Source organism: Bacillus sp. TH30 (assembly GCF_016650875.1).
Lineage (GTDB): Bacteria > Bacillota > Bacilli > Bacillales > Bacillaceae_G > Bacillus_A > Bacillus_A mycoides.
In genome coordinates this window covers 743,677-757,099 of sequence record NZ_JAEKEY010000002.1, presented here as the reverse complement: position 1 = coordinate 757,099, position 13,423 = coordinate 743,677, and the positions used below count along the sequence as shown (strand labels likewise).

The 13,423-nt window shown below is 34.6% G+C and carries 12 protein-coding genes, 1 pseudogene and 1 other annotated feature (1 of these 14 cut by a window edge); of the genes and pseudogenes, 10 read left to right on the top strand and 3 right to left on the bottom strand.

The annotated features are described in order from the left end of the window. Positions 1–100, top strand: a binding site (T-box leader) (it extends 123 nt beyond the left edge of the window). Between the two features lie 303 nt (positions 101–403). Beyond that, a complete protein-coding gene (locus tag JFU20_RS06040) occupies positions 404–1,747 on the top strand; it encodes a sodium-dependent transporter (RefSeq protein WP_002012165.1) in 1,344 nt (447 codons plus the stop codon). A 39-nt stretch (positions 1,748–1,786) separates the two neighbouring features. Here the strand turns inward: JFU20_RS06040 and JFU20_RS06035 are convergent, their stop codons facing one another. After that, entirely contained in the window at positions 1,787–2,491 is a 705-nt protein-coding gene (locus JFU20_RS06035; protein WP_201038453.1) for a polysaccharide deacetylase family protein, read from the bottom strand. A gap of 326 nt (positions 2,492–2,817) precedes the next feature. Between JFU20_RS06035 and JFU20_RS06030 the strand changes: the two genes are divergently transcribed. The 5 genes and pseudogenes from JFU20_RS06030 to JFU20_RS06010 all read left to right on the top strand — a co-directional run bounded on the left by JFU20_RS06030 (position 2,818) and on the right by JFU20_RS06010 (position 6,140). After that, positions 2,818–3,081 (top strand): CD3324 family protein, encoded by a 264-nt coding sequence (locus JFU20_RS06030; RefSeq protein ID WP_002012161.1) that lies wholly within the window; start codon positions 2,818–2,820, stop codon positions 3,079–3,081. Between the two features lie 155 nt (positions 3,082–3,236). Further along, positions 3,237–3,923: a DUF421 domain-containing protein gene (locus tag JFU20_RS06025; RefSeq protein ID WP_002126773.1), complete on the top strand. Its 687-nt coding sequence runs from the start codon at positions 3,237–3,239 to the stop codon at positions 3,921–3,923. Positions 3,924–4,033: 110 nt separating this feature from the next. Beyond that, positions 4,034–4,676 (top strand): annotated as a pseudogene (locus JFU20_RS06020) (FusB/FusC family EF-G-binding protein). A 162-nt stretch (positions 4,677–4,838) separates the two neighbouring features. Further along, positions 4,839–5,735 (top strand): RCC1 domain-containing protein, encoded by an 897-nt coding sequence (locus JFU20_RS06015; protein WP_201038452.1) that lies wholly within the window; start codon positions 4,839–4,841, stop codon positions 5,733–5,735. A 204-nt stretch (positions 5,736–5,939) separates the two neighbouring features. Further along, complete coding sequence (locus tag JFU20_RS06010; protein ID WP_002141267.1) at positions 5,940–6,140, top strand: hypothetical protein; 201 nt, start codon at positions 5,940–5,942, stop codon at positions 6,138–6,140. A 166-nt stretch (positions 6,141–6,306) separates the two neighbouring features. On the opposite strand, the gene msrA is transcribed toward JFU20_RS06010, so the two are convergent. After that, positions 6,307–6,840: a peptide-methionine (S)-S-oxide reductase MsrA gene (gene msrA / locus JFU20_RS06005; RefSeq protein ID WP_044440446.1), complete on the bottom strand. Its 534-nt coding sequence runs from the start codon at positions 6,838–6,840 to the stop codon at positions 6,307–6,309. A 483-nt stretch (positions 6,841–7,323) separates the two neighbouring features. Between msrA and JFU20_RS06000 the strand changes: the two genes are divergently transcribed. From JFU20_RS06000 to JFU20_RS05985, 4 genes are read left to right on the top strand one after another with little or no spacing between them, the layout of a single operon-like run. Beyond that, positions 7,324–8,715, top strand: coding sequence for a multicopper oxidase family protein (locus tag JFU20_RS06000; RefSeq protein ID WP_242488150.1), 1,392 nt, complete (start codon positions 7,324–7,326; stop codon positions 8,713–8,715). Positions 8,716–8,731: 16 nt separating this feature from the next. Beyond that, positions 8,732–9,970 (top strand): copper resistance CopC/CopD family protein, encoded by a 1,239-nt coding sequence (locus tag JFU20_RS05995; protein WP_201038451.1) that lies wholly within the window; start codon positions 8,732–8,734, stop codon positions 9,968–9,970. 27 nt (positions 9,971–9,997) lie between these two features. Next, positions 9,998–11,488 carry a sensor histidine kinase gene (locus tag JFU20_RS05990; RefSeq protein WP_201038450.1) on the top strand — a complete coding sequence of 497 codons (1,491 nt, stop codon included), beginning with the start codon at positions 9,998–10,000 and terminating at the stop codon, positions 11,486–11,488. A 15-nt stretch (positions 11,489–11,503) separates the two neighbouring features. After that, complete coding sequence (locus JFU20_RS05985) at positions 11,504–12,193, top strand: response regulator transcription factor (RefSeq protein ID WP_002031197.1); 690 nt, start codon at positions 11,504–11,506, stop codon at positions 12,191–12,193. Between the two features lie 44 nt (positions 12,194–12,237). Here the strand turns inward: JFU20_RS05985 and JFU20_RS05980 are convergent, their stop codons facing one another. After that, the gene (locus JFU20_RS05980; protein WP_201038449.1) at positions 12,238–12,996 is read right to left on the bottom strand and encodes an SDR family oxidoreductase; all 759 of its coding nucleotides are present in this window, start codon (positions 12,994–12,996) and stop codon (positions 12,238–12,240) included. Between the last annotated feature and the right edge of the window lie 427 nt (positions 12,997–13,423).

Here is a 13,423-nt window from a genome sequence, read left to right as displayed (position 1 = left end):
TTATGAGGAAATGAAAGACGGTAGTTTATACCGTTATCAAATAAAGTGGTGAAGATTGTTTCACAACTAGGGTGGTACCGCGATATTTATCGTCCCTACGTATTTACGTAGGGACGTTTTTTATTTAGGTCCTAATTTTGGTGTGGCTTCATAACTAGGGTGGTACCGCGATATTTTATCGTCCCTACGTATTTGCGTAGGGACGTTTTTTATTTAGGTCCTAACTTTGGTTTATCTTCATAACTAGGGTGGTACCGCGATATTTTTGTCGTCCCTACGTATTTACGTAGGGGCGTTTTTTTTATTATTAGGGAGGAAGTGAACGTATTAGAAAAGAGTATGGATAGAACAATATAAATACCGGATTGTAAAACAGAAAAAGATAAAGAGAGGAGATTAACAAATGAATTCACAGCAATGGACATCAAAATTAGGTTTCGTATTAGCTGCAGCAGGTTCAGCAATTGGTCTAGGGGCGATTTGGAAGTTCCCGTATATGGCCGGAATTGGAGGGGGCGGCGCGTTCTTCCTTATTTTCATCGGTTTCACATTATTAATTGGTTTACCGCTATTATTAGCTGAGTTCGTTATCGGAAGAAGTACACAAAAAGAGGCCGTTGATGCATATAGAGAAATCGCACCAAAAACATTATGGCCATGGTTAGGGAAGTTAGGGATTGTAACATGTTTCATATTACTTTCTTTCTACAGTGTTGTAGGAGGATGGATTATATTATACTTATGGAATGCAATTACAGGTAGACTATGGGAAGGAAATGGAGCATACGAAGCTACGTTTGGTGAAATCATTTCCAATCCGTATTTAGCAGTTGGATCACAGCTATTATTCATCCTTATTACTATTTTCATCGTAAGTAAAGGTGTACAAAACGGTGTTGAAAAAGTAAATAAATATTTCATGCCAGCGCTATTCGTTTTATTCTTCGTATTAATTGTTCGTGCACTTACGTTAGACGGTGCTGGAGAAGGAGTTCGATTCTTCTTACAACCTGATTTCTCAAACGTAACATCAGAAATCATTTTATATGCAATGGGGCAATCGTTCTTCTCGCTATCCGTCGGTGTAGCCGTTATGGTAACGTATAGCTCATACTTACCGAAAGAAGAAAGTTTACCGCGTTCAGCATTTTCTATCGTAGCTTTAACACTTGTTATTACATTACTTGCAGGGCTAGCGATTTTCCCAGTTGTATTCGCATTTGGAATGGAACCATCTCAAGGGCCGGGGCTATTGTTTATCGTACTGCCAGCTATTTTCAGTAAAATGGCGTTCGGGAAATTATTCTTCATTGTTTTCTTATTACTATTCTTCTTTGCTACTATTACATCAGCAATTTCGATGTTAGAAATTAGTGTTGCGTCTTTAACAACTAAAGGTAAAAGTAAAGGGAAACGTGAAAAAATGGCATTAATTGTTGGCTTGTTAATCTTTGTTGTAGGGGTTCCATCAGCCTTATCATTCGGTTTGTTAAGTGATGTGAAACCATTTGGGAAAACAATTTTTGATTTAGCAGACTATGCGGTTAGTAACATACTAATGCCACTTGGTGTTTTATTAGTTTCCATCTTTGTCCCTTTAAAAATGAAGAAAGATGTATTAATGAAAGAACTTGGTGTAAGTAAAAATAAAGGCTATAAACTGTTCGTATTATGGTTATTCTTACTTCGCTATATTGCACCAATTGCGATTATTATCGTATTCCTAAATGTACTTGGAATTATATAAAAAGAAAGGTAGCGTATCGCTCTATGATACGCTACCTTTTTATTTTGCTCTTTTTTGTAATTCGTTTACTGTTACGAACTGATAGCCCTTCTTAGATAAAGAGTCTAAAATACCTTCAATGGTCTGTAAATTTTCATTAGACTCATCATACATAGAGTGTAATAAAATGATAGAACCTGGTTTTACATTTTTACTAACATATTCAATTTTATCAGCTGTAGATGTATAAAAAGTATCAGGTTCAAGGTCCCATGTGATTGTTTCGATATTGTTTTTATTTAAATAATAGGGCAGACCAATTAGCTTTTTACCGTTAGGTGGTCTAAAATCAATTTCATCTGTATATCCTGTTTGACGGATTATCGAGTTCGTTTTTTCTATTTCTTCTTTAATAAAAGAAGGAGTTTTGAAAACCATTCTGTTATGAGAGTATGTATGGTTTCCAATTTGGTGTCCAGATTGTACGATATCTTCTCCTAACGATAGGTTTTTCTCTAGTTCATTTCCGATTAAAAAGAAAGTAGTTTTTGCATTGTATCGATCTAGTAGCGGTAATATTTGTTTTACATTGTTAGTAGGACCATCATCAAAAGTTAAAGCAATCACTTTTTCATTTGTTTCTACTCGGTTTGTTAAACCTCCAAACAATTGAAAACTTCTTGCGTTCATCAATTTGTATGTTCCGAATAATGCTACAGTAATAATGAATAATGTAACGATTGTAATGATAATATTCTTTTTCATAACGCAACCTCACTATACTTTTGGATTGGACTAAAAAGTATTATATCAAACTAAGTAACTTCGTGCTTTAAAAAGGATGTGGATGCAAGGGGAAGAAATTTATCATATAATAAAATGCAAAAGGTATATTAGGAGGTGTTTATATGGCGATTATAATTCAATTGCCAGACACTGCAGCGTCTCATGCAAAGCCAAGTATGGAAATGGCGATACTTTGCGTGGGGTAGACAAGTAATATACAATCGCCTAAATGAGCTCGTATCATTTTTTATATTTGGCTTTGCACCTTATTGAAATGAACCATAAAAAATAAGGGGCGAGCAGAAATGAAATACGTTAAAGCTGCGACGGTTTTACCAGAAAGTTTAATTGCTGAAATTCAAAAGTATATACAAGGTGAAACAATTTACATTCCAAAACAAGAAACAAAACATTATAAATGGGGTACACAATCTGGAGGAAGAAAACAACTAGATGAAAGAAACAAAGCTATTAAAGAAGCGTTTAAAAGTGGAATTTCCATTCATCAACTTGCGGAGGAGCATTTTCTTTCCGGAGAAACGATTAAAAAGATTGTGTATTCTAAATGAAAATAAAAGAGTCTAGTTCAATTATTAAATTGAACTAGACTCTTTTTGTTTTGTATCTATTGGATATGAATGGGCAAGATAATAGAAAAAATGTGCCGGCTTTTTACTAAATAGAATATAGAGCATTTGAGTGAAAAGCAGAAAGGTGAGCATATATGAATCATCTAGGACAAATAACGATAGAACTATTTTTTGGTTTTTTTGTGCTATTGATTGCTACTAAAATATTAGGGAAGACACAAATATCTCAGTTAACGCCATTTGATTTTATTTCTGCCATAGTTCTCGGAGAATTAGTAGGAAATACTATATATGATCCGGAAATAAAAGTATGGTCTATTTTATATGCAGTACTTGTATGGGTAGTGTTAATTTATACAATAGAAGTGATAACGCAAAAATTTAGAGGGACGAGAAGTTTTTTTGAAGGCTCTCCGTCAATCATTATCCGTAATGGATATATTGACCGGGAACAACTAAGTTCAAATCATTTGGATATTAATCAACTACAACAAATGCTAAGACAACAAAAAGATATATTTTCAATCCGAGAAGTTGAATATATGATTTTGGAACCTAATGGAAACATAAGTGTTCTGAAGAAAAGCAAATATGAATCTCCTACTATAAATGATTTAAGTTTAAAACATAAACCTGTATACTTACCGATTTCATTAATTAGTGATGGTAAAGTAGTGAAAGATAATTTGAGGGAAGCAGGTTTTGATGAAGGATGGCTTTATAAACAAATAAAGCAAAAAGGGATTACTAAATTTGAAGATGTATTATATGCAGAATGGAAAACAGATGATGGTTTCTTTTGTCAGGAAATGCCTCGGTAGAACATAGTCAGAGTATGTAATGTTCATTTCTAAGTTATCTTTTACATATCAAAAAGCTGAATCATTGTATACAATAAGACTAGATCAACAATTTGTATGGAGTGATAAAGATGGAAGCTTTTATTAGAAGTGATCAATACAATTTTATAAAGTCACAAGCTTATATTTTAGCAAATGGACATGCGACGGCAAATGATAGAGGTGTAATTCAAGCGTTAAAATCACTTGCGATTGAAAAGATAATACATGTATTTGAGAATTTAACGGATGAACAGAAAGAGTTAATTGATACGGTATTAACAGTTCAAAATAGAGAAGATGCAGAATCGTTTTTAATGAAAATAAATCCGTATGTCATTCCGTTTCAAGAAGTTACAGCACAAACATTAAAAAAAATTATTTCCTAAAGCGAAAAAATTAAAGCTCCCTGATATGGAAGAACTGGACATGAAAGAATTATCTTATTTAAGCTGGATTGATAAAGGGTCAAGCAGGAAATTTATTATAGCGAAAAATGATAAAAATAAGTTTGTTGGTCTGCAAGGGACGTTCCAAAGTTTAAATAAAAAGAGCATTTGTTCATTATGTCATGGACATGAAGAAGTAGGGATGTTTTTAGTTGAAATTAAAGGTAATATACCAGGAACTTTCGTGAAAAAGGGAAACTATATTTGCAAAGATGGTGTAGCTTGTAATCAGAATATGAAATCACTTGATAAATTGAACGATTTTATTGAACGATTGAAGAAATAAAGAAGGAACCTCTAGTATTTAAACTGGAGGTTTTTATTTTTTAAAAGAAGTAATAGTAGTCTTTTTCGTAGATATAGATTTATAAAAAGTCAGATCATTTATAATAAAATTTGATGAAAATATTTATTTTGATATGGTTGCTTATATACAAGGAGGTAAAACATGAATTACATTTCACCGAAAGAAGAGATATTAAAAATGAAACGGTGGCCTAAAGATACGATAGCAGCGGGGCGTGGTCATACTGTTGCACTTAAATCGGATGGCGCGGTTGTAGCAGTGGGGCGAAATAAAGAAGGTGAATGCAATGTAAGCAGCTGGTGTGATATTGAAGCAGTCGCTGCGGGCAATGTTCATATGGCGACGAACACTGGGAACGCTCATACAATCGCTCTTAAAAGTGATAATACTGTGGAAGCGGTGGGGTGGAATAAGCATGATCAATGCGATGTAAACGACTGGCATAATATTGTATCGGTTGCGGCGGGATGGCGTCGTACTATTGGCCTTAAACCGGATGGCACGGTAATAGCGGTGGGGCGAAATAAAGAAGAAGAATGCAATATAAGCGGCTGGAGAGATATTGTGGCGGTCGCGGTGGGTGACTGGCATACAGTCGGTCTTAAATTGGACGGAACTGTGACGACTGTGGGGAATAATCGATATGGCCAATGCAATGTAAGTGGATGGCGTGGTATGGTGGAGTTGGCGGCAGGTTATCTTCATACTGTTGGTTTGAAATCGGATGGCAAAGTGATGGCAGTGGGTAATAATAAACTTGGTCAATGCGATGTAGGCAGCTGGAAAGATATTATGGCAATAGCAGCTGGTACGAATCATACAATCGGACTTAAATCAGACGGTACCGTGGTGGCAGTCGGCTGGAATGAGTATGGTCAATGTAATGTAAGCGATTGGCGTGATATTGTAGCGATAGCGGCGGGTTGTGCGCATACGGTCGGTCTGAAATTAGATGGCACGGTGGTAGCAGTAGGTGATAATACATACGGTCAATGCGATGTAGGTAGTTGGCGTAACATCCGATTGCCTGGCAAATAGTTAATTCACAACAAATCACTAGTAATATTATTCTAGTTTAGGAGTAATTATGGGATAGGATATGTAGATAAGAATCCCTTTTTAAAAGAGGTTCTTATTCTTTTTCCATAAAATGAGTGTCTAAATGGAATTTTTGAACAAACTTTATTTCAAAGCTACAGTAGAAAGTATAAATTACAAATAAAGCATAGGAGAGCTGAAGAAATGCTTAAAAAGTTTTTGCTTTCTTTACCGGATGTTTTACTTGTATGCATTGTTATCTACATAACATACACAACTACTCTTAGTTTTGTACAGATGTTAGTAATTTCAATTGCAATCGGAATCGTCGGTGGTTTTGTTATAAGAATTTGTAAGGATGTATTCACGTATATAAGGTGGACAATTAAACAGAGGAAATCTTGAATACGTTGTATTGCTATTAGGAGGAGAGGAAATGACTAAGAAAAAGAGTAGAGTGAAAAATGAAATAGCACTTTGGATATTAACAGTGGTTGTTCTCATCATTGTATGGTACTTTTTTCAAAGATAAAAATGCATCGTACTTAAAAGGTACGATGCATTTTTATTATTATTTTTGCCAATTTTCTTTTATAAAGTCTTCACGGCCAGATTCTTTTTGCTCAGTAGCATATTTCTCTGGATTCTTTTTATAGAAATGTTGGTGGTATTCCTCTGCTTCATAAAAAGGTGCAGCTGAGCGGATTTCAGTCACAATAGGACCTTTAAACATACCGCTTTCTGCTAGAGTTTGCTTTGATTTTTCTGCAAGCTCTTTTTGTGTTTCATTATGATAAAAAATTGCTGTGCGGTAAGATGGACCACGATCGAAAAATTGTCCGCCGTCATCAGTTGGATCAATTTGTGGCCAATATAAATCTAGTAATTTTTGATAAGGAAAAATAGAAGGATCGAATGTAATTTGTACAACTTCTAAATGTCCAGATGTTCCAGTCTTTACTTGTTCGTATGTTGGGTTTTCTACATGACCACCTGCATAGCCGGAAAGTACTTTTTGAATACCGGGAAGCTCATCAAATGGTTTTACCATGCACCAAAAACAACCGCCTGCGAAGGTTGCGAGTTCGTATGTTTTTTCAGACATTGCTGTAATCCTCCTAAATATATATGTTTTATACAGTATTATATAAAATGTTTTATTGCGCAATAAAAAAGATTTAGAAGTGAATAAAAATTGAAATATATTTCTTTATAAAGTCTTTAAAATTCCTTCAAAGTTTCTTTTTTTCTGAGTGTTATGATGTAAATCGAAGTGAATATGTGAGGTGATAGGCAATGCATCCACGTATGAAAATTAATAGTTTACAACAAAAAATGAAAGAGAGACTAATATGAAAAAGGAATTTATACAAAGTGATTTAAGAAATATATTGATTGCGGCATGTTTACTATTAGGGTTAGTTATTTTCGGATATTTTTTAATTAATAATTACCCAGGTACAAATGAAAAAAGAAGTTAAGAGACGTAACATCTACTTCAGAATCAATTACATCTCTTACGAATTCAAATGCAGAAAATAGGGTTACAAAAACTTTTAATATTACGGCGAAAGTAGCAAGTGTAGATTTGGGAAATGGGAAAAAGGTAGATGCATGGACCTTTGATGGAACATCACCGGGTACTCAAATTCGAGTTAAACAAGGTGAACGTATTGTTGTAAATTTGAAAAATGAATTACCAGAACCGGTTACAATCCATTGGCACGGATTAGATGTTCCTGCGGCGGTAGATGGTGTTCCAGGTGTTACGCAAAATGCTATAAAACCAGGTGAAACATATACATACGCATTTAATGCTGATCAGGTAGGGACATATTGGTATCATTCACATCAAAAAAGTGCAATACAAACGGAACGGGGACTATTTGGAACCATTGTTATTGAACCAAATAAACCAGCTGTAAAATATGAAAAGGATTATACAGTGGCGATCCATGAATGGAAAACAGGAGCCATAAAAACCCGTAAGCATAATGGCGAACAAGATAAAGATTGGGGTAGCTATCCTAGTAATTATATTCGAAATGAAAAGGCACAAACTTTAGAAGGACCGCTTATGATGCCGAGTAATGATCAACTCAAAGATTTATCTGATGGAGATGATTACGATGTATTTACATTAAATGATACAAGTGAGGGACTACGATTGGATGCAAAACCAGGTGAAACAGTACGCCTTCGCTTAATTAATGCTGGGAATAATACGCATTTAATGACATTAGTTGGGGCGCCATTTCAAATTATTGCATTAGATGGTCGTGACATAAAAGGTGGGGACGAGCTAGATAAAGCAATTCTTCCGATGGGAGCTGCACAACGTTATGACCTTGTTTTTAAAATGCCAGAAACAACGAGTGTAAAACTTATTAATGTTGATCCATCTAAGAAAATGAATCGAATGTTAACGACGACTATTGGGAACGGTTCTTTGCCGAAAAAACCTGTTGATATAAAGAGTTATCCATGGTTTGACTTTACGAAATATGGAGAAAAAGAAGTTGGCAAGTTTACGATAGATTCAAAGTTTACAAAAGTCTATGATATGGATTTGGCAGAAGGTGTGAAAGATATAAATGGACAAGAAAAATGGGTGTATACGATTAATGGAAAGACATCACCTGACATTCCACCAATTAAAGTAGAGAAAGGGGATAAAGTTAAGATTCGATTTAAAAATAAGGGGGAAGAAATTCATCCAATGCATTTGCATGGACATACATTCCAGGTTATTTCTAAAAATGGTAAACCAATGGAGGGAAGTCCGATTTACTTAGATACAGTTAATGTTTTTCCGGGAGAAGAATATGAAATTGCTCTAGAGGCAAATAATAGTGGACTATGGATGGTTCATTGTCATCATCTCGTTCATGCGGAAAAAGGAATGCATACGATGATGAATTATGAGGGGGTAACTACTCCGTTTTCTACAGGAGATCACGCGGGTAATCATCCAGAATAATAATACGGAGGTTTTCATGCTTTATAGAATGATAGTATTTATTGTAATAAGTACAAGTATATTTTTATTTTCTCATAGTAGTGTATTTGCTCATACAAGTGTTATAGGAGCCAACCCTAAAGAGGGTGAGGTTCTTACAGTACAACCGGAGCAGATTATTCTTGAATTTAGTGAACCAGTTACAGGAAATGTAGTCAATATTGAACTGCTAGATCCAAGTGCAAAGAGAGTGCAAGTATCAAAGGTTGAAATATTAGATAACCCAGCAAAAATAAAAGTGAAAATACCAAACTTAAATAATGGTACTTACACAGTAAGGTGGTCTATGATATCTGCAGACGGACATCCGAGTGAAGGAGGCTATCCCTTTTCAATTGGAGAAGAAGTACAAACTAATGTAGTGGTAGAGGGAAATGCGAGTGGCTCAGTATTTTCAGATGTTATGATAGTAACACTACGCTATATTGTAGAGGGAATGATTTTAATTGGAGCAGGAGTAAAGTGGCTCGATATGTTTGTAAAACGTTATAGATTACCTCCCATATTGCAAAGAATGAAGAATATGAAAAAGATTTTCTTCTCTATACTTGTAGTAGGATTGATAGCCGAATTAATAGTGTATAAGTCAATTATTCCGAAGGGGAGTTTACTTATTCATTCGCCATTTTCAGTTATTATTATGATTCAACTGCTATTATTAGTTCTTATGTCTTTGCAGCATATGGGGAACGAATGGTATGCGCTAATTTGGGGATTTCTTGTTGCGAGTTTTTCTTTCACAGGTCATGTATGGATTACTAATCCAAATTGGGCAGCAGTTATAATTAGAATGGTCCACGTTATGAGTATTGCAGTGTGGCTAGGAGCACTTATTTATTTAGCTCTTGTTATAGCGTGGACAAGATTATACAAAATTACATTTGATCAAAAGCGTTTCCGTAAACATTTTAGTATTATTGCTGGTACTTCATTTATTCTAGCATTTCTTTCTGGGGAATTAATTGTGTTTTTACAGACAAGGAATTGGGTACTTTTTAATTTTAATTCAATATGGACGAACCTTTTAAATATAAAGATTCTTACTGTATGTATAATTACAATTGTAGCATGGAGACAAACGAAAACATGGGGTAACGATATCGGAACAGTTAATCGCCGTTTATTGCTCTTAGAAATTGTTCTAGCTATACTCGTATTATTAGCTGGTATTTGGATGAGTCAAGTTTCGTTTCCGGTGAATTCTGTAACTAGCTAAAATTATAATGTTCATAGGAGTTCTGTAATGTCAATCCGTATTAGATTGCTGTTGTCGTATGTTGCGATGGTAATTATTCCAATCGTTTTTTGCGGTATAGCAGTTATGTTAATTAGTGTTACTTTATTTGGTGATATTCGTATTGCAAAAGCAATCATTGGTCTTAATCAAAATAGTCATTCTCTCATTGATAAAGAGCAGGAGGGAGCTATTCGTACAAAAGAAGATGAAGATGATATTTTTAGTAGGTTGAAAATTCTTTCATCGTATGCTCCAGATAAATTGGAGGATATAAATTTTTTAAAGGAAACTGATAAAGAATTAAATGATAATCAAGCAGGATTACTAATTCGAAAAAATGATGAGCTTAAATATTCATCCCCATATTTTAAAATCTCTTCGTTTGATAAATACCTACCCGCATTTGAAACGGAAGGACAAAGAAAGGGAATGGATGTGAAAATAGAGGGTAATTCTTTTTACTATAAGCAATTTGATTACTACGATGAAGAGAAGGATAAGGTTAGTATTTTTGTATTTGAGTATGTAAATCCTTTAGAAGAAATGATTAGAGAATTTTTCCCGTATTTCGTATTCTCTTTAATACTTGGGTTAATTATTACGAATGGAATATTAACATATTTTATATCACGGAGTATTATTAAACCATTGCATTCATTAAAGCAGGCAACGGAAAGAATTCAAAAGGGTGATTTAGATTTTCAAGTAAAGCCACTTGCGAAAGATGAAATAGGTGAATTAAGTTTATCGTTTGAAGAGATGCGTGGCAGGTTGAAGGAATCGGTCGAGTTGCAAATGCAATATGAAAAGAATCGTAAAGAGTTGCTTTCAAATATTTCTCATGATTTACGGACGCCGATAACGGCTATTAAAGGTTATGTACAAGGAATTAAAGAAGGTATCGCTCGAACTCCAGAACAATTAGATAAATATTTAACGATTATTTATCATAAAGTGTTTGATATGGATCAATTAATTGACGAGCTTTTTCTCTTTTCAAAACTTGATTTGAAAGAGGAACCGTTTCAATTTGAAGAGGTTGAAATTAATCAATACTTATCTGATTGTATAGAAGAACTACAGCTTGAATTGCAAGATAAGGGAATTGCAGTGAGTTGGGATGCTCAAAAGGATACTTCTATTTTGGTAAAAGGTGATCGTGAAAAATTACGTCGTGTTATTACAAATATCATTTGGAATAGTGTGAAGTATATGGATAAAGAAGAAGGATATATAGGAATTCGTATGACTGAATCTAGTGATTATGTAACGATTTACATAAAAGATAATGGGATAGGAATAGAGGAGAAGGCGATGCCTTATATATTTGAAAGATTTTATCGTGCAGATCATTCTAGAAATTCTAAAACGGGTGGAAGCGGACTTGGTTTGTCAATTGCACATCAGATTATCACACAACATGGTGGTGATATTTGGGTAGAAAGCAAAAAAGGTAAAGGAACGACGCTGGCATTTACATTACAAAAAATCAATTAGAAAAAGGAGAGCATCTTGAAAAGAATTTTAATTATTGAAGATGAAGCTATTATAGCAGAGTTAGAAAAGGATTATTTAGAGGTTGCTGGGTATACAGTAGATATTGATTACTCTGGCGAAAAAGGTTTACAAAGAGTTCTTCTGGAGGATTATGACTTGTTAATTTTAGACATAATGTTACCGGGAATAGATGGATATGAAATTTGTAAACAAGTTCGATTGAAAAAGGACATACCAATACTTATGGTGTCCGCAAAACAAGAGGAAATCGATAAAATTAAAGGGTTAGGTTTTGGAGCAGATGATTATATTATAAAACCATTTAGCCCAAGTGAAATGGTGGCGCGTGTAAACGCTCATCTAGCCCGTTATGATCGTTTAACAGGGAAGCGAGAACAAATAAAAGATGAAATTCGTATTCGAGGATTGCTTATTGATAAATCGGCACGACGTGTATTTATAAATGGAACTGAGGTCATGTTAACAGGAAAAGAATTTGATTTATTAACTTGTATGGCGGAACATCCAAACCAAGTATTTAGTAAAGATCGTCTCTTTGAAACTGTCTGGGGGATGGATGTAATTGGTGATGCAGCAACGGTTGCTGTACATGTGAAAAATATTCGTCAAAAAATTGAACTCGATCCATTTGATAAATCATACATTGAAACAATTTGGGGAGTAGGATATCGTTTTACACACTAATAAAAAAGCCAGCATTTTTGCTGGCTTTTTTATTGTAAATGAATTTACAAACAAGATCCTCCGCTAACATCAATCAATTGTCCAGTAACCCAGCGACTATCAGGAGAAGCGAGAAATGCAGCAGTGTCGGCAATGTCTTCTACTTCACCTAATCGATTGAAAGCTGAAATGTTAGTAGCATATTGTTTCATCATTGGATCGCTCAAGAGTTCCGCATTCATATCTGTTTTAATGAAGCCTGGAAGTATTGCATTTACAGTAATACCTCGTGCGCCAAGTTGTTTTGCTAGAGTGAAAGTCATTGTGTTAATTGCACCTTTCGTCATACTATATGCAACGAAATCAGGTAAAGAAATGCGAGTTGCGGCTGATGAGATATTAACAATCCGGCTATTGTCACGTAAACGCGGTAGAGCTTGTTGGATGATGAAGAATGGTGCTTTTGCATTTACTGAAACGATTCTATCAAAAAATTGTTCAGTCGTTTCTTCAATAAAAGCACCAGATCCAATTCCAGCGTTGTTTATTAAAATATCAAATTCCGTTCCACCAGTTCGCTTTTGCAATTCAGTATCTAAAGAATTATATAGGTTTTCTACACCGTGTAAAGATTCAAGATTCGCACCGATAGAAAAAGCTGATCCGCCATTTGATTGAATTTCATGAACAGTTTCTTCAGCATCTTCTTTTCGGTTACCATAATGAACAGCAACTAATGCACCATCGTTTGCTAAACGTTTTGCGATAGCACGTCCAATTCCTCGGCTTGCTCCAGTAACTAATGCTATTTTACCTTTTAACATAGTTCCCTCATCTCCTCATGAAATTTTTATATGTTTTAAGTTGTTTTTCTTTATGTAGAAAAGCAAACATACTTAAGTAATATATGAGTACGTGTAAGAAGTTCATTCCAATTTTGTTTTGAGAAAAATAAACAACCTTTTAGTGTATGAATTGAACTTTAAAAATGAATTTTTAAAAAAATGTTGACAATGAAAAGAACAAAGTCCTATAATACGTTTAACAAATAAAAGCCAATTATGAATTTTCAGACTTTATATTATGTATATGCAAAGAAGAGGAAAGTAGATGATTATGATCGTTTCAGAGAGCTACTCCAAGGCTGCGAGAGTAGTAAGCATCGAATCATTGAATATCACCTCGGAGCATCGCTTGCGAAAGGGAAACTGAGTAGAGGGCGGCGGTATCGTCTCCGGTAAAAGGACGGGG

Excerpts from the sequence above, each read along its gene's own strand:
- JFU20_RS06010 (WP_002141267.1), top strand. The coding sequence starts at position 5,940 with ATGCTTAAAAAGTTTTTGCTTTCTTTACCGGATGTTTTACTTGTATGC.
- JFU20_RS06035 (WP_201038453.1), bottom strand. The coding sequence starts at position 2,491 with ATGAAAAAGAATATTATCATTACAATCGTTACATTATTCATTATTACT.
- JFU20_RS05995 (WP_201038451.1), top strand. The coding sequence starts at position 8,732 with ATGCTTTATAGAATGATAGTATTTATTGTAATAAGTACAAGTATATTT.
- JFU20_RS06040 (WP_002012165.1), top strand. The coding sequence starts at position 404 with ATGAATTCACAGCAATGGACATCAAAATTAGGTTTCGTATTAGCTGCA.
- msrA (WP_044440446.1), bottom strand. The coding sequence starts at position 6,840 with ATGTCTGAAAAAACATACGAACTCGCAACCTTCGCAGGCGGTTGTTTT.
- JFU20_RS06015 (WP_201038452.1), top strand. The coding sequence starts at position 4,839 with ATGAATTACATTTCACCGAAAGAAGAGATATTAAAAATGAAACGGTGG.
- JFU20_RS06030 (WP_002012161.1), top strand. The coding sequence starts at position 2,818 with ATGAAATACGTTAAAGCTGCGACGGTTTTACCAGAAAGTTTAATTGCT.
- JFU20_RS05990 (WP_201038450.1), top strand. The coding sequence starts at position 9,998 with ATGTCAATCCGTATTAGATTGCTGTTGTCGTATGTTGCGATGGTAATT.
- JFU20_RS06025 (WP_002126773.1), top strand. The coding sequence starts at position 3,237 with ATGAATCATCTAGGACAAATAACGATAGAACTATTTTTTGGTTTTTTT.
- JFU20_RS05980 (WP_201038449.1), bottom strand. The coding sequence starts at position 12,996 with ATGTTAAAAGGTAAAATAGCATTAGTTACTGGAGCAAGCCGAGGAATT.